The sequence below is a fragment of the Mycobacterium sp. 852002-51971_SCH5477799-a genome (assembly GCF_001667145.1).
Lineage (GTDB): Bacteria > Actinomycetota > Actinomycetes > Mycobacteriales > Mycobacteriaceae > Mycobacterium.
The window spans coordinates 50,192-65,801 of record NZ_LZIF01000047.1; the positions used below are offsets into that span (position 1 = coordinate 50,192).

General features: G+C 64.5%; 17 protein-coding genes and 4 pseudogenes. 10 read left to right on the forward strand and 11 right to left on the reverse strand.

Annotated features, from left to right (window positions below):
- The first annotated feature begins 1 nt into the window (after position 1).
- Complete coding sequence (locus A5753_RS05485) at positions 2–985, forward strand: SDR family NAD(P)-dependent oxidoreductase (RefSeq protein WP_067124222.1); 984 nt, start codon at positions 2–4, stop codon at positions 983–985.
- Between the two features lie 12 nt (positions 986–997).
- On the opposite strand, the gene A5753_RS05490 is transcribed toward A5753_RS05485, so the two are convergent.
- From A5753_RS05490 to A5753_RS05495, 3 genes and pseudogenes are all read right to left on the reverse strand, one after another.
- Complete coding sequence (locus A5753_RS05490; protein ID WP_067124224.1) at positions 998–1,387, reverse strand: PPOX class F420-dependent oxidoreductase; 390 nt, start codon at positions 1,385–1,387, stop codon at positions 998–1,000.
- Positions 1,388–1,469: 82 nt separating this feature from the next.
- Positions 1,470–1,827, reverse strand: a pseudogene (locus A5753_RS23630) (aldehyde dehydrogenase family protein); the annotation flags it as partial.
- Between the two features lie 46 nt (positions 1,828–1,873).
- Positions 1,874–2,257: pseudogene (locus A5753_RS05495) on the reverse strand (SDR family NAD(P)-dependent oxidoreductase); the annotation flags it as partial.
- Between the two features lie 129 nt (positions 2,258–2,386).
- Between A5753_RS05495 and A5753_RS05500 the strand changes: the two are divergent.
- From A5753_RS05500 to A5753_RS05515, 5 genes are all read left to right on the forward strand, one after another.
- Positions 2,387–3,172 carry a TIGR03621 family F420-dependent LLM class oxidoreductase gene (locus A5753_RS05500; protein WP_231990000.1) on the forward strand — a complete coding sequence of 262 codons (786 nt, stop codon included), beginning with the start codon at positions 2,387–2,389 and terminating at the stop codon, positions 3,170–3,172.
- 42 nt (positions 3,173–3,214) lie between these two features.
- A complete protein-coding gene (locus A5753_RS24745) occupies positions 3,215–3,352 on the forward strand; it encodes a hypothetical protein (protein ID WP_231990001.1) in 138 nt (45 codons plus the stop codon).
- Positions 3,353–3,453: 101 nt separating this feature from the next.
- Entirely contained in the window at positions 3,454–4,353 is a 900-nt protein-coding gene (locus tag A5753_RS05505) for an enoyl-CoA hydratase/isomerase family protein (protein ID WP_067124226.1), read from the forward strand.
- Positions 4,354–4,412: 59 nt separating this feature from the next.
- Positions 4,413–4,730: a hypothetical protein gene (locus tag A5753_RS05510; protein WP_067124258.1), complete on the forward strand. Its 318-nt coding sequence runs from the start codon at positions 4,413–4,415 to the stop codon at positions 4,728–4,730.
- A 12-nt stretch (positions 4,731–4,742) separates the two neighbouring features.
- Entirely contained in the window at positions 4,743–5,348 is a 606-nt protein-coding gene (locus A5753_RS05515) for a TetR/AcrR family transcriptional regulator (RefSeq protein ID WP_255361349.1), read from the forward strand.
- A gap of 104 nt (positions 5,349–5,452) precedes the next feature.
- On the opposite strand, the gene A5753_RS05520 is transcribed toward A5753_RS05515, so the two are convergent.
- Together A5753_RS05520 and A5753_RS05525 are read right to left on the reverse strand one after the other, a co-directional pair.
- A complete protein-coding gene (locus A5753_RS05520; protein ID WP_067124228.1) occupies positions 5,453–6,655 on the reverse strand; it encodes a cytochrome P450 in 1,203 nt (400 codons plus the stop codon).
- Between the two features lie 11 nt (positions 6,656–6,666).
- Entirely contained in the window at positions 6,667–7,500 is an 834-nt protein-coding gene (locus tag A5753_RS05525; protein ID WP_067124263.1) for a mycofactocin-coupled SDR family oxidoreductase, read from the reverse strand.
- A 293-nt stretch (positions 7,501–7,793) separates the two neighbouring features.
- Between A5753_RS05525 and A5753_RS25135 the strand changes: the two are divergent.
- Positions 7,794–8,345 (forward strand): annotated as a pseudogene (locus A5753_RS25135) (rhomboid-like protein); the annotation flags it as partial.
- A 303-nt stretch (positions 8,346–8,648) separates the two neighbouring features.
- Here the strand turns inward: A5753_RS25135 and A5753_RS24755 are convergent.
- Positions 8,649–8,738: pseudogene (locus A5753_RS24755) on the reverse strand (hypothetical protein); the annotation flags it as partial.
- Between the two features lie 163 nt (positions 8,739–8,901).
- On the opposite strand from A5753_RS24755, the gene A5753_RS05535 reads away from it, so the two are divergent.
- A complete protein-coding gene (locus A5753_RS05535; RefSeq protein ID WP_156655955.1) occupies positions 8,902–9,117 on the forward strand; it encodes a hypothetical protein in 216 nt (71 codons plus the stop codon).
- A 276-nt stretch (positions 9,118–9,393) separates the two neighbouring features.
- On the opposite strand, the gene A5753_RS05540 is transcribed toward A5753_RS05535, so the two are convergent.
- On the reverse strand, positions 9,394–9,696 hold the full coding sequence (locus tag A5753_RS05540; protein WP_197694589.1) for a DUF2188 domain-containing protein: 303 nt from the start codon (positions 9,694–9,696) through the stop codon (positions 9,394–9,396).
- A gap of 195 nt (positions 9,697–9,891) precedes the next feature.
- Complete coding sequence (locus A5753_RS05545) at positions 9,892–10,689, reverse strand: GAF and ANTAR domain-containing protein (protein ID WP_067124232.1); 798 nt, start codon at positions 10,687–10,689, stop codon at positions 9,892–9,894.
- A 1,153-nt stretch (positions 10,690–11,842) separates the two neighbouring features.
- On the opposite strand from A5753_RS05545, the gene A5753_RS05550 reads away from it, so the two are divergent.
- Positions 11,843–12,253 (forward strand): hypothetical protein, encoded by a 411-nt coding sequence (locus A5753_RS05550; protein WP_067124234.1) that lies wholly within the window; start codon positions 11,843–11,845, stop codon positions 12,251–12,253.
- A gap of 348 nt (positions 12,254–12,601) precedes the next feature.
- Here the strand turns inward: A5753_RS05550 and A5753_RS05555 are convergent, their stop codons facing one another.
- Together A5753_RS05555 and ligD are read right to left on the reverse strand one after the other, a co-directional pair.
- Positions 12,602–12,946: a limonene-1,2-epoxide hydrolase family protein gene (locus A5753_RS05555; protein WP_067124236.1), complete on the reverse strand. Its 345-nt coding sequence runs from the start codon at positions 12,944–12,946 to the stop codon at positions 12,602–12,604.
- Positions 12,947–13,238: 292 nt separating this feature from the next.
- Positions 13,239–14,276: a non-homologous end-joining DNA ligase gene (gene ligD, locus A5753_RS05560; protein ID WP_067124238.1), complete on the reverse strand. Its 1,038-nt coding sequence runs from the start codon at positions 14,274–14,276 to the stop codon at positions 13,239–13,241.
- Positions 14,277–14,302: 26 nt separating this feature from the next.
- Here ligD and A5753_RS05565 point away from each other — a divergent pair, with 26 nt between their 5' ends.
- Positions 14,303–15,373 carry an ATP-dependent DNA ligase gene (locus tag A5753_RS05565; RefSeq protein WP_067124240.1) on the forward strand — a complete coding sequence of 357 codons (1,071 nt, stop codon included), beginning with the start codon at positions 14,303–14,305 and terminating at the stop codon, positions 15,371–15,373.
- A gap of 156 nt (positions 15,374–15,529) precedes the next feature.
- Here A5753_RS05565 and A5753_RS24760 read toward each other — a convergent pair.
- A partial coding sequence (locus A5753_RS24760) for a hypothetical protein (protein ID WP_231990006.1) occupies positions 15,530–15,610 on the reverse strand: 81 nt, incomplete at its 5' end.

Below are 15,610 nucleotides of genomic sequence, written 5' to 3' on the forward strand. Positions count from 1 at the left end.
CATGCGGGTTCTCGTCACGGGTGGTACCGGTTTCGTCGGCGGGTGGACCGCCAAGGCCCTCTCCGATGCGGGGCACTCCGTGCGGTTCCTGGTCCGCAACCCCGACAAGCTGCAAACCACCGTCGCCAAGCTCGGCGTCGACGTGTCGGACTTCGCCGTCGCCGACATCACCGACCGCGTCGCGGTGCGCCAGGCGTTGCAGGGATGCGACGCCGTCGTGCACAGCGCCGCTCTAGTCGCTACCGACCCACGCCAGACGCCCCAGATGCTCGCCACAAACATGCAGGGCGCGCAGAATGTGCTGGGCCAGTCCGTCGAACTCGGCCTGGATCCCATCGTGCACGTGTCCAGCTTCACCGCGCTGTTCCATCCGGACCTGGAGATGCTGACGGCGGACCTGCCGGTGGTGGGCGGGGCGGATGGATACGGCACCTCCAAGGCACAGGTCGAGATCTATGCCCGGGGGCTGCAGGATGCGGGCGCGCCGGTCAACATCACCTATCCCGGCATGGTGCTCGGCCCGCCGGTCGGTGACCAATTCGGTGAGGCGGGCGAGGGTGTGCGGGCGGCCGTGCAGATGCACGCGATCCCCGGCCGCAGCGCCGCGTGGCTGATCGTCGACGTCCGCGATCTGGCCGCGCTCCATGCGGCGTTGCTCGAGCCCGGGCGCGGGCCGCGCCGCTACACCGCCGGTGGCCATCGGGTGCCCGCGGCCGACCTCGCGAATCTGATCGGCGAGGTCGCCGGGACGCCGATGGTCGCCGTCCGGATTCCGGACACCGCGCTGCGCGTCGCGGGCGCGGTGCTGGATCGGGCGAACCGTTTCCTGCCCTTCGAAACGCCGTTCACCTGGGCGGGAATGCAGTACTACACGCAGATGCCGGCGTCGGACGATTCGCCGAGTGAACGAGACCTCGGCATCACCTATCGGGACCCCAAGGAGACCGTGGCGGACACCTTCGAGGCGATGCGCGAGGGCGGCTAGCTGCGGCGCGCCTCAGCCGGCGGGCTTGATTTCGAGGCCGACGTGCACCTTGTCGATGCCGCCGCGGACGATCGAGTGCGCGTAGAACCACGGCGCGTGATACCAGTACCGCTTGAGGACGGCGTTGTAGACGCGTCGCGTCTCGGACTTCGGTAGCACCCGGGCTTTCGCTTCGACCTCTTCGCTCTTGGGCTTGCCCAGCGCCCCGCTCCTGGCGATCGTCACCCTCGGAGTGTTGTTGATCCGCTTGGTTTTCCACGAACCGTCGTCGGTGATCACCAACAGCGTGTCGTCGCCGTCGGGCACGCCCCAGATCGCTGTCGGTTTCGGACGCCCATCCTTGGTGAATGTCGTCAACAGCAAGTACTTGGACTGAATAACGTCCTTGAAGCTGGCGGCCACGCGTGTCCCTATCTATGAACGGATTGCCCCAAGCTATGCCCGATAGTTAAGATACTTAGACTCGGCCGGTAATGACGGCAAGTCATGACGTCGCCGCCGAAATGGATTGGCTGGCGGTGTAACTGTCGATTCCCTCGGTACCGAGTTCGCGCCCGTAGCCACGGTTCTTGACCCCGTCGAACGGTGCCGCCGGATCCATGATGTAGCCCTCGTTGACGCCGAAGGTGCCCGGCCGCACCCTGGCCGCCACGCTGTAAGCGCTCGGCGTCGCCGGTGAATATCGATCCCGCCAGCCCGTATTCGGAGTCGTTGGCGATGCGAATTGCCTCGTCCTCGTCCCGGTAGGAGATGACGGTCAGCACCGGACCGAAAATCTCTTCGCGGGCGATCCGCATGTCATTGGTGGCATCGCTGAACAGCGTCGGCCTTACGTACCAACCGTTTTGGATCCCGTCGGCGGACCGGCGTCGAAAGCCGAGCGCGCTGTCCGGAGTGGGTGCTCGACGACGAGATGTTGACGATGCGACCCCACCCGGCCTCGATCATGTCGGGCAGCACGGCCTGAACGGTGTGGAAGACGCCATGCAGATTGACGTCAATCACCTTGGACCAGTCCGAGAATGACATGTCCATGAACTCCTTGAAACCTTCGGCGGCATTGACCAGCACCAGGATCGGGCCGAGGGCCTCGCGGATCGCCGCAATCGCGCCGTCGACCTGGGCGCGGTCCGTGACGTCGGCGATGTACCCGAAATCGTCGTCGGTGGCGGAAAGATCGATGACGGCAACCCGCAACCCGTCACTGCGCAACCGTTCGGCGACGGCGCGGCCAATCCCCGATGCACCCCCGGTCACCACAGCCGTCTTCACGCCCAACTGCGAGCCACCTTCCTGAGCGATCGCCCAACCCGATGAGCTTCCCATGCCTATCACCCCGCGTCAACGACGGTCAAGTAACGGGCCTTGAATATCGAATGCCGCGCAATTTAGGGTCCGTTGATGGACAGGCCCCCGTTCCGCTTCGCGGTGCAAGCGACCAACGCCAGCAGCGGACGGGAGTGGCGCGACACCGTTCGCCGGGTCGAAACCCTCGGATACTCAACGCTTTTCCTCGCCGATCACTACCTGGGACCCGGTCCCGCGCAACGCGAAGCGCGCACCCCACGCCAAGACCTGGCACCCATCGCGGCGATGGCGGCGGCCGCCGCCTGGACCGAGACCTTGCGCATCGGTTGCCGCGTCTTCTGCATCGATTACCACGTGCCCGCGGTGCTGGCCAAGGAAGCGGCCACGCTCGATGTGCTCTCCGGCGGGCGGCTCGAATTCGGCATCGGCGCCGGCTGGAGCGGAGTCGAGTACGCGGCGATGGGGCTCGAGTTCGACAGGCCCGGACGACGAATCGCCAAGCTGGCCGAGGTTGTCGCGCTCATCAGGGCCCATTGGCGAAGCCAGGAACTCGACTTCTCGGGTGAGTTCGTCGAAGTACGTGGTTACGCGGGCCGGCCGAGGCCGGTGCAATCACCCCATCCGCCGATCATCATCGGCGGCGGCGGGCGGCGCGTGCTGACGCTGGCCGGACGCGAAGCCGACATCGTCAGCATCTCGAGCGTGCCGTTCGTGGCGCGGGACGCCGACGGCCTTGACCCCCAAGCGGTAGCCGAGCGCCGGATCGGCTTCGTGCGTGCCGCCGCCGGCGAGCGCTTCGGCAGCCTGGACGTCGAGAGCTCCCCGTACTTCACCGAAATCACCGACGATTCAGGTGCGGTGCTGACGCGGCTGGCGTAGTCGACGGGCATCGCCGTTGATCTGCTACGCGACCATCCAAATGTGCTGGTCGGTTCGGTGGATCACGTTGTCGAGACGCTGCATTCGCGCCGGGAAAGTCAGGGCGTCAACTATGTCACGGTGCAGCAGTCACAGTTCGAATCCTTCGCACCCGTGGTGGTCCGCCTGCACGGCCGGTGAACCTTGACCACCGCGACCGGAGGTGCAAGCATGTCAGCTACCCGGTTTGGGCGATCGCTCAAACCAGCGGGCTGACAGTTTCTCGGAAATGAGACGGCTCAATGGCAAAGCGAACCAGGTACAGCGAATACCACGATCAGTACGCCAATTACCGGCTCGAGCTCGGCCAAGACGGCATCCTGTTCATGCAGTGCCACACCAACGGCGGCAGCCTGGTGTGGGATTGGCGGGCACACGATCAGATGTCGGACGCGTTCGCCGATATCGCCGGGGACCGCGAAATCAAGGTACTCATCCACACCGGGACCGGCGAGAACTACAACGCCAACTGGGGACGCATGCCCAACGGCGATCTGGTCGAAAAGCCCGACTATCTGCTCATGCCCGGCACCCGCGGATTGTTGAAGCTCGACGAAAAAGCCTGGTATGCGCGCCATTTAATTTCCAACGTGCTCGACGTCGACGTCCCGATGATCAGCGCCGAGAACGGACCGTGCAACATTCACTCCGAGGTGCCCTTGCTCGGCGACATCGTCTTGGCGTCCGAAGACGCATACTTCCATGACGCCTCGCACTTTCCGCGCGGGCAGGTGCCCGGCGACGGCCAACACGTCATCTGGAGCTTTCTGGCCGGCCATACCCGCGCCCGCTACTTCCTGTTGACCGGCATGAAGCTGGGCGCGCAGGAAGCCAAGCAGTGGGGGGTCGTCAACGAGGTGCTGCCCAAGGGCCAATTGCTGAACAGGGCATGGGAACTCGCCCGCGAACTGGTCAAGCGTCCGCCTCTGACACTGCGTTATTCACGCCAGTTGTTCACCAACCCACTCAAGCGGGCCTTCATCGACGAACTCGGCCACGGCCTGGCCCGGGAAACCTACGCGCAGCGTGCCTTCTTCCCGTTCGGAGGCGAGATGGCGCCGCTGGACCGAGCCTGGGACCAGGAGCCCTGGAAGAACTCGGCGCCCAAGGGCGGGCAACGCAGTGAAGAGGTCCCCTCGTGACCGGCATCCAGCAGCGCCTGTCGACGGGGCGGGGCAAGTTCACCACCGACTATCCCGAGCTGGGGGCCGCGCCCGATCTTGAACCGTTTGTCGCCGACTGGGCCTTGCCGACCCGGGCCGAACGCTACGGGGCGCGGCTGTCCAAGCCCTACGACGACCTCGTCAGGTTCTACCACGCCATCGCCCCCCGGGCCGAGGAGGCGATCGCGTATCTAAATGGGCGCGATATCAACGCATTACCGGACGATGCGACCAGGCTGCTGCACCTGCTGTACTCGATGATCCTGGTCTCGTACGCCGTCAACGTGTTCAAGCAGAATTGCATCCCGGATTCCGGCGCCGCCTTCTTCGAGATGGTCGCCGAGCCGGCCGTGTGATAGGACCACTACGTGACGGCATCTGAACGACCCAAGGCGCGCGACTCGACGACGCGCGACCTGCTGGTGGCCGCGACGAGTCAGATCATGCTCGAGGAGGGCTACGCCGCGGCCACGTCGCGCCGGGTGGCCGCCAAGGCCGGCGTCAAACCGGCGCTGGTGCACTACTACTTCCCCACGATGGACGACCTGTACCTGGCCGTCTTTCGCCTCGGCGCGGCCGTTTACCTGGAGCGCCAGCAGGCGGCGCTGGCGTCGGATCGGCCGTTGCACGCCTTCTGGGATACCCTCATCGAGCCCAAGGACACCAGGCTGCTGCTCGAGTTCATGGGGCTTGCCAACCACCGCAAGGAGATTCGCGCTGAGATCGCCGCATGGTCGGATCGCTGGCGTGAGCAGCAGATCACTGCGCTGAACTTCATCATCCGCGAACACGACGTCGACACCGACGAGTATCCACCCGCGGCCATCGCGGTCTTCATCGCCTCTATTGGCCGCACCCTGATCTTGGAAGAAGGGCTGGGATCGTCCGGGGGCCACGAAGCGGCCATCGCCTTGGTCAACCGGCTGCTGGACCGGTTCGAGATGCCCACCCCGAAGAAACGCAAAACCACCTGACGCGGCTAAGCCTGGTCGGTCAGGGCACCGAGTGTGGGGCCTACGCACGCGACGCGGCGTGAAATAGTGCTTACGCACGATCGGCTAGTTTCACGTAGCCGGTCTCAGGGCAGCACGACCCGCAGCCGCTCCCAGCCGCGCACGGTCGACGTCGACGCCAATTGCGCGGTGTCGTAGTCGATGTCCCATTCGGGCCACCGGTTGAGGATCTCGTCGAGCGCGACGCGGCCCTCGAGGCGAGCCAGGTTGGCGCCCAGGCAGTAGTGCACGCCTTTTCCGAAGGTGATGTGCGAGATGTTGTCGCGACGGATGTTGTAGGTGTCCGGATCGGTGTAGCGGCGGTGATCGCGATTGGCGGCACCGAACAGCAGCAGCATCGCGCTGCCGGCCGGGACGATCGTGCCGTAACACTCGAAATCCTTTGCCATCCAACGCGCGACGTGCGGACCGGTGGGTTCGAACCGCAACGTCTCGTCGATGGTACGGGTCAGCAGCGACCGGTCCTGGTAAACCTCGCGACGTTGGTCGGGGTGCTCGGCGAGCACCTTGGCCAGCCAGCCGATCAGCCGGCCGGTGGTTTCGTTGCCCGCACCGGCCACCACCTGCGTGTAGTGCAGCACCTCTTTGCGAGTCAGCTTGCGGTGCACCCCGTTCTCGTCATCGAATTCGACGTTGAGCAGCGTCGTCATCAGGTCATCCGAGGGGTTTTTGGAACGCCAGTCGACGTAGTCGGCATAGATCCGGCCGTCGGCGATGGAGTCGGCGTTGGCGACCTTCAACGGCGCCCCCGGCTTGGTACGCAGGTTGGCGTCATTGGCGTCGCGCACCGAGATCTGTTCGGATTCCGGGATTCCCAACAGCATGCCGATCACGCGCATCGGCATCATCGACGCCAGATCGGCGATTATGTCGAATCCGTCGGAACCGACCAGCGGGTCCAGGCAACGTATGCAGTACTGCCGAATCTGGTCCTCAAGGGCGGACATTCGGCGTGGGGTGAACACCCGCGACATCAGTCCGCGCAACCTGGAGTGTTCCGGCGGGTCCTGAAACATCATGACACCGCCGGGCATGTCGAATTTCGACTGGACCAGCTCGAGGATGTCGCTTCGCCTATTGGAGAATGTCTCCCAGTTGGCCAGTCCGTGCTCGACGTCGGAATGCCTTGACAGGGCCCAGAAGTCGTAGCGCTCGTTGTAGTAGATCGGCGCCTCTTCGCGCAGCCGCGCGTATATCGGGTAGGGGTTGGCATTGATGTTGACGTCGTAGGGGTCGTAGTAGACGTCGGTGTCGTTGGTGACCGTCATCGATGCTTTCCTTACTTCAGGCAGCTGCCGGCATCCACCGGCAGCGCAACGCCGGTGATGTATCGCGCTTCGTCGGAGGCCAGGAACAACACAGCATTGCTGATGTCCTGGGCGGTGACCCACGGGATCGGCAGCGTGTGGAAGGTTTGGCAGATCGGCGCGAGGTCCTCCGGCCCGGGGTTCTGCAGGTCGGGACGGAAGGCATGAAACGTGCCCTCGTTGATCAGCAGCGGCGTGTTCACATGTGTCGGCAGCACGGCGTTGACCCGGATCATCTTCTGCCCCAACTCGACTGCGAACGCCCGCATCAGCCCGACCACCCCGTGCTTGGCCGACGTGTAGTGACCGGTGTGCAGGTAGGCCTTCTTACCCGCGACGGACGAGGTCAAGATGATCGAACCGCCGCGGTCCCCCTCCAGCAGGTGTGGGACGCCGGCTTTGACCGTCTTCCACACCCCGCTGAGGTTGACGTCGATCATCTCCTGCCACAGCGCCTCGTCGGTCTTGTGCAGCTTGCCGGTCATCGTGCCGATGCCCGCGTTGGCGACGATGACATCCAGCCGGCCCAGCTGTTCGACTCCGCCGTCGACGGCTGCCTTCAACGCGTCGTATTCACGCACGTCGACTTCCGCGGTGACGACGCGGGCTCCGGCGTCCTTGACCATGCCCGCAGTGATGTCGAGGTCTTCCGACGCGGCAGCGGGGGCCGGCGATCCTTCGAATCCACGGCAGACGTCGACCGCGATGATGTCGGCACCCTCCTGCGCGAGCCGGACGGCGTGGCTGCGGCCCTGCCCCCGCGCCGCCCCGGTCACGAAGGCGACCTTGCCGTCCATCCGACCCATGACATCCTCCACCCATCGACTTTGGGCGACCGCCCAAACTTGTGGCGCAGGCCATGTGTAGCAGGATCGCGAGGAGTCCGTCAAGACCGCAGGGCGCCCTCGATCAGCGTTGCTGTTCATTAGGGGGCCGCCGAGAGACGATGGTCTGTGACCGCCGACGAGGCCGTCGCTGCGATTACCTCTCTTTAAGGGGACGTCACGAGGCCGTGCAGCTCCGTGAAGATTTGCGGCACGGGTGTGAAGGCTTCGTTAAGACAGAGGCACGCCGGCCGCCGGACCCGCACCGTAGACCTATGACACCAGCCGCCGCCACCCGCGACGGCGTCTTGCGTTGGACTCAGGCGCCGCTGCGTGCCGTACCCGGCGCGGCATCGGTGCGAGTCACGGCCACCTATGCGGTCATCTTGCTCGTCATCTATCTCATCCTCTCCGCGCTCGGTCCGCATGCGCGCGAGGTCGCCGTAAGCCGAATGAGCACCAACGTCCACAATCTTGGGCGCGGCCATCTGGGCACCCTGATCGGGAGCGCATTCGTCAACGACGGCGGGGATCTGTTCTTATGGCTGCCCGGGCTCGCCTGCCTACTGGCCTTGGGTGAACTCATGTGGTGCGGCCGAGGATTGCTTTTTACCTTCGCCGTCGGGCACATCGGCGCCACGTTGATCGTCGCGGTCGGGCTGGTCGCCGCCATCGGAACGGGGATGCTGCCGGTCTCGGTGGCACGTGCCAGCGACGTGGGGATCAGTTACGGCGCGATGTGCGTGCTCGGCGCTTTCACGGCGGCGGTCCCGGCGCGCTGGCGCGGTGTCTGGGTGGGGTGGTGGCTGGGGACCGCGGTGGTGGCGGCGACGGGCGGGGACTTCACCGCCGGCGGCCACGTGGTGGCGTTGCTGCTCGGCATGGGATTGTCGTTCCGGATGCGCCCGATCGCTTCATGGTTACCCCTGCACCAGGCCCTATTCGTGGTCGGTGTCACGTTCGGCTATCTCGTGTTGACCGGGCCCTCGCTGCTGGCACCGGTTGGCAGCCTGGCGGGCGCGCTCATTGGACTGGCCGGCAATCGCTCGCTAGCTGCGCCGAGGTGCTCTTCTCCCGCCTTGCCCGCATCACCGACCGCGGAACACGCCCGCGCCGCCACCGACATCCAGCTAGTCCCTCTCGGCTTTAAGATCTCGATCCCGGCTGGGCTGAACGCGTTTGGGCTCGCCCGGCATTTTCGGGTAGTTCGGCATGCCCGGGCATTTACTAACGGGGCGGCGTCCTCGACCCTCGCCCAAGCGCAGCGGCACCCGGCTAGCGTAGTGCGGCTCGGGTTCTGTGACTCTGGGAATTCAGCCTCTACACTTTTTCGCCATGGCACCCGAACCAGAGTCACTCCCCGACTTCTCGCCGTTCCACAAGATGAGAGATATCGAGCTCGACCCTGAATCCGTCGTGGGCAAGGAGCTCCGCGACCGGTTCGCTTACCTCGACCAGTCTTTTACCGGAAAGAACGCCCTTTGGGCCGCGGTCGTGAAACTCATCGGCCTCACTGCTATGTGCGCGAAGGGTGTCATCGACCTCGAAAAAGAGGTGATCGAGCTGAAGCGTGAAGTGAGATCCCGCCGCGCCACATGACCGTTCGCAGCCGAGCCGCCGCGCTGGAGCGCCGCTTCCTGCGGGGCGCCCCCGTCGACGGTGACGTTCAGCGACGGATCGACGAAGGTTTCGACCCGCTGCTATGCAGGCGATAACGCCGAGGTCGTCATCTGGTAGGCCACCACCGCCGGTGAGCCGCTGCGACAAAGAAATCACTGCGGGTCACCGACGGCGTGGCCGGGCCATGACAGCCATATTGCCAACGCCGCCTAGATGGTTGACATCGGCAGCGGAGCGCCTACGTCAGGTAAGCGATCACCGCTTGTCGCGGGGTGGGCAGGGATCGTTGCCCGGCTCGATGGTGTTTTTCGCCCGGATCTGGCCTTCCCGGTTGTGGATCACCTGCTCTCCGCCACCTGCGTTGTGCAGGATCGTCCGGCTGCGATCGATCGCATCGGACTGCCGGTTGTAGTGGGCGCTTGCGCATTCTCCGCCCGGCTTGGTGCGGAGAGGTTCCCGGGTGACGGCGTGTTCGTTCGAAGCAACTCGGCGCAGATTTCCGCCGGCCACCGACTCGCCGGGCGTCGGCACTGGCGCGGTGAACGGTACGACGGGCACAGCGAGTACGCGTCCACCTCCTCGGCGATCGGGGGTCAGCGTCTACACCCGCACGCCGCGAGACTCTCGCCTGCCGTTGTGTGCCGGGCGTTGAGGTCCGAGTAAGCGGATAGCCCGGGCGGAGGGCCAGTGGTAGTCCGGACTCCTGTGTGGCTTAGTCCTTGGTAGTCCTGCGCGCGAGCCATAAAGGACGCCTCACGTGGGAGCGGCGCGCTTCTGGTTGGTGGACGTGGGCGGTTGAGTCGACATTGAGTCAAGGAATTCGCGGGCGAGGGCGCGCAGTTTGATGTTGCGTCGTTGGGAATCGTTGAGCAGTGTGTTGAACGCGTCTTCGGCGCTGTAGCCGTGTAGTGCGCGCAGGGCGCCCTTGGCCTGTTCGATGTCGGCGCGCGAAGTCAACGCCTGTTCGAGTTGGGTGACGGTGTCGCGGGATTGTTGCCAGCGCCGTGCGTTGGTGATGGCGTGGCTTGCGGCGATAGTGAACAGGCCCATCAGCTGCTCGTCGAACGGGTCGAAGGCTGAGGCGCGGCGACTGTAGACATTGAGTGAGCCGACCAGTTCTTGCCCGCCGCGGTCGGCCACATCGATCAGCAGCGGCACCGACAGGCTCGCGTGCACACCCTCGCCGCGTGCGGCCGCCACGAATTCGGGCCAGGGTTGCACCTCGTTGTTCATCTCTACCCGCACCGGGACCCGTCGTTGCGCGGCTTCCACGCAGGGCCCGCGCCCGGAGCTGTACTGTTCGTGGTCCAGGCGCAGCAGTTGTGCATCGGTATAGGCGAGGGTTCGTGGGGCCTTGCTCCCACCGTCGCCGCCGGCCAGCACGGTGATGGACACGGCATCGGCATCTGGTGTTGCATCAAGTGCGGTGCGTGCAATGCGGGTCAACACGTCGTCGAGAAGCTCCTCGGCGGCGAATACCTCTCGCAACGACTCGATCGCTGCGGCGGTCGTCGACAGCCGCGCCAACAAGTCCTCGTGTTCAACAGTCATGTAGTCGCCGCTTCCCGCTCATCATGAAAACCGCTGGTCGAGCTGTACATCACCCGCCAACCCAATCACACGTGTGCCCATGTGCGTAGCCCCTTGTGTCCTATGATGTGACGTTTCGCCGACTGGTCGCAACGTCGGGTAGTGGGTCAGTTTGAATTCAATCGGCAGGTTAGGGACAACCCAGGGGGTACATGCAATGCCATGGAGCCGGTAGCGTCAGGCTCGGCGCCACGGCCACTCTCCACCGACGTTACCGATGCAGTGTTAGAAGGTGCTCGTGACGTCCGTAACGACGCCCGACGAGTCCAACTTCTCTCCGCCGATATCCGTCGTCGCGCTGCTTGGGCGCGCCAAAGAGCGCGTGTCCAACGTAATCGAGCGATCAATGTTCGCACCGCACGGTCAGTCGAGTAGCGCAGCGATGTCACGGTGCCATCGCTGGAGCGGTGGGTCTCCCCCTAGCGTCGGTTGGTTATCCCGAGTGCGGTGAAAAGACGCGTGCGAATTCACAGGGGTCCGCCGCCCGGTGATCCAAACTGATCCACTACCCAACGTCGACGCAGCCCTCACCGGCCCGCCTGACCAATGGTGGATCGATCCGAACTTGGTAGTGGTTAGTTACCGTTGCGGTGTCCGACCGTCGGCACCGCCATAGCCCTCGCCATATAGGCGCCCCCGGCAGCCGCTTCATGACTACCGGGGGCTAGGCACCGCGGCAACCCCGGGTCCGCCGCACGTCTGACGCGCCGGGATACCCACTTCGACCATCGCCACACCAGCAACACGCAGGTTTTGCGCGGAGCCAACCCGGTCTCGGCCTGGTGCCTGTTTCTGAGAAGCGAGGTTGATCAGATCTGCCTTAGATGAAATGACCCCAGCATCAGCGGAGTTCAGGACTGAGGGTCATTCACTGGAAGGCGGCGCTGGTCGCCGAGGCTGCGGTGAAGTTCGGCGTTTATTGCCTGGGCCTCAGCGAGTTGATCTTCCAGGATGATGATGCGGCACGCCGCCTCTAGCGCGGCGCCGTGATCGACCAATTCACGAGCCCTCGCCGCGATCCGCAGTTAATAGCGGGAGTAGCGGTGCTGAGAACCGTTGTCCCACCCCGGCCCTCACGTGTCTGACCCGTTGATTGACGCATCGCAGGTGCCGAGTGCAGAAACTGTTCTACGATTCTGACATGGCCCTATCTGACTCCGACGCCGTCGGGACAGATGCGATCCTGCGTCACATCGATGCGGAAGCCGATTCCGTCAGCATCGAAGTGACGCTATACCTGCCCTGGGGCGTGGCAACGGGGATAACGGTGCCCGGCGCATACTTCGGCCACTACGTCACCAAATTCTTCGCCAAAAACGAGGCCGAGGATGTCGCCGACCGTATCGGGGCGCTCGAAGCAGAGCAGGCCAGGGTCTTCCTTCATCTCCGTAAAGCCCGCTGTTACGTCGCAGGCACCATCGTCGAGCACGAATCGCTGCGCATCCGCTTGTCCGACGTGTCCGCATGGACAGTCGCCGGCATCAAGGATGTGAAACTTTCAACCGCAGTTGAAAGTTCTTCTTGAGCGCACTGCGCCACCCGACGGCTAGTGATATCACGTCGCCGCTGTCCGCCATCGCTTCCACGCAGAGCCAAACACAGCTGCCCTCCCGGAATCGCGGACGCCGGTCATCGGCCGGCGCCATTGCGTTCGCCCAGCCGCGACGCTCTGCCCGGCCCAGGCCACCATCCCGGCCGCCACCGACACTCAGCGAAGATCGTGCGCAACGGACCAATTCACCGGCGAGCACAGGATGATGCGGCAGAACATTTCGACCGGAACCCCGTACCGGTCGACCAGAAGCCATGCGGTGGCGTGGCCGCTTCCTCTCACGGCTGCGAGCACGCGTGTGCGCTTCGTCGAGCCTATGGTTCAACCAGGCATGTCGAAGTAGTCGCGCCAGGCAACAATCTTGTCGCCGACCACATCAAAAGTTCCCATGCAACGCGTAGACACCTTCTTGCCGTCGTAGATGAAGCGGTCAATCCGCTCCACCATCACGAGGCTGCCGTTGACCGCAACGTTCAAGACTTCGAGATCCGCGTGGTCCATGCGTTCGACATGCTCCTGAACCCAGGAACGGACCTCGCCTAGCCCGCGATAAGTCCCTGTCGGATCGACCAGCACCGCCTCATCGCTGAAATAGCTCAAAATCTTTTCGGCGTCCAACGTCGCCCAAGCGTTCAGCTGTGCGCGCACGACATCTTCCGGACTCATCGCTCCTCCGAAGTAAGAATGCTGATTTATCCAAGCACTGCGCCCTGCCAACCTAATGACTGCGCCCGGCTTTGGCTTGGAGGTAAACCTGGTTACCACCGGCGAGGGCTAGGCAGCGTCCAGATCCGCCAGCCCGTCCGGGCAGTGTGTGCCAAGCCCGGTGTCCATATGGTTGCGGCGCCGATGAAGTCGCGCCATTCCTCGGACATCGGCTCGAAGTGGTCAGTCATACCAATTCATGGTCCTAGCCCCAAGTCGGGCAACCGGTTTCGCTCATCACGACCCCTGAACGTCACTTCGATTTGTTTTTCCTGTTTAGGTCCGTATTCCGAGATGGTTGCACACGCTTCGGTTCGCCCGGCATTTTCGGGTAGTTCGGCGGATACGGCATGTCCCCCAGCCCGCGCTCTTCGTCGGCCTCGGCCATCTCCAATAAGGAGGCGATGGATTGGACCGCGTCATCCATTGCGGCCCAAGGGTCGTCTCGGTCCTTGACCAGATCGGGCACGGTTGCGATGGTGTAGTCGTCCGGCTCGGCGGCGGACAGTTCCTCCCATGTCAATGGCATCGACACCGTTGCGATCGGCGTGCGCCGCACCGAATATGCCGATGCCATGGTGCGGTCCCGCGCGTTCTGGTTGAAGTCGATGAAGATGCGCTCCCCGCGTTCTTCCTTCCACCAGGACGTGGTGACCGCATCGGGCGCGCGGCGCTCGACTTCGCGGGCCAGGGCGATGCCGGCGCGGCGTACCTCGATGAAGTCCCAGTCGCTGGCGATTCGCAGAAAGACGTGGATCCCGCGACCACCCGAGGTCTTCGGGTATCCGACCAACCCGAGTTCGTCGAGCAACGGCCGCAGGACGTCGACCGCGACGGTGCGCGCCTGGTCGAAGGCGACACCGGGTTGCGGGTCCAGATCGATGCGCAGTTCATCGGGATGGTCGGTATCGGGGCAGCGCACCTGCCACGGATGCAAGGTGACCGTGCCCATCTGCGCCGCCCACACGACAGCCGCCGGATGGGTCACCTTCAGCGCATCGGCCGTCCGTCCCGACGGAAAAGTCACCCGACACGTCTGCAGATAGTCGGGGTGGTGCTGCGGGATCCGCTTCTGGTAGATCTCCTCGCCGTCCACGCCGTCCGGGAAGCGCTGCAGATGGGTGGGCCGATCGCGCAGCGCGTCGAGCATCGGACCGCCCGCGACGGCACGGTAGTAGTCCACCAGGTGTCGCTTGGTGCCGTTGGACCCCAGTTTGGGGAAATACACCTTGTCCGGATTGGTCAGGCGCACCGCGATGCCGTCCACGTCGAGCTCTTCTGCAGCAGCCATACCTCCGATTCCAGCACAATCAGGCTATGGACCTCCCTGTCATGCCGCCGGTGTCGCCGATGCTGGCCAAGTCGGTGCGCTCAATCCCCCCCGATGCGTCCTATGAGCCCAAGTGGGACGGCTTCAGGTCGATCTGTTTCCGGGACCGCGACCAGGTCGAGCTGGGCAGCCGCAACGAACGACCGATGACGCGCTATTTTCCGGAGCTGGTCGCCGCGGTCCGAGCCGAGCTGCCGGAGCGCTGCGTGATCGACGGGGAGATCGTCATCGCCACGGGGACCGGGCTGGATTTCGAGGCCCTGCAACAACGCATCCACCCGGCCGACTCGCGGGTGCAGATGCTTGCCAAGACCACGCCGGCATCCTTCATCGCGTTCGATGTGCTCGCCCTCGGCGACGACGACTACACGCGACGCCCCTTCAGCGAACGGCGCGCTGCCCTGGTCGATGCCTTGGCGGCCTCGGGGCCCTCGATCCATGCCACACCGGCGACGACCGATCTGGACACCGCGCAGCGCTGGTTCGACGAATTCGAGGGCGCCGGGCTCGACGGCGTGATTGCCAAGCCGCTGGACATCACGTACCAACCGGACAAGCGGATCATGTTCAAGATCAAGCACGAGCGCACCGCCGACTGTGTGGTCGCCGGCTATCGGGTGCACAAGTCCGGCGCCGGCGCCATCGGTTCGTTGTTGCTCGGTCTCTATTCCGATGATGGCCAGCTCGCGTCGGTCGGGGTGATCGGCGCGTTTCCGATGGCCGAGCGGCGGCGGCTGTTCGACGAACTACAGCCACTCGTCACCGATTTCGAGGATCACCCGTGGAATTGGGCCGCGCACGAAGCCGGCGAGCGCACTCCTCGTAAGAACGAATTCTCGCGCTGGAACGCGGGTAAGGACCTGTCGTTCGTGCCGCTGCGCCCCGAGCGAGTCGTCGAGGTCCGCTACGACCACATGGAAGGCCGGCGGTTTCGTCATACCGCGCAGTTCAATCGGTGGCGTCCGGACCGCGAACCCCGCTCGTGCACCTACGAACAGCTCGAACAGCCAGTGACTTTCAGCCTCGGCGAGATCGTGCCGGGACTCGGTTCCGGCTAGGTCGGTGGTCGATTCCCGGCCCGACGGCGTCTGAGCCAGGGGAGGTCGGCTTCATGTCACGATGCCGTTGTCGCGCGACTCGCGAACGAATTCCTCTCTACCTCAAGCCATTTCAGCTTTAATCCGCCGCTGGTCATGACCGGCGTGGTAAGCGACTTAGTTGGGTGTTGGTGGTGGTTGCGGCTGGAAGGGTTCGTACCACCACCAGTCGGCGCGCTCGCCGGTGGGCCCGTGCCA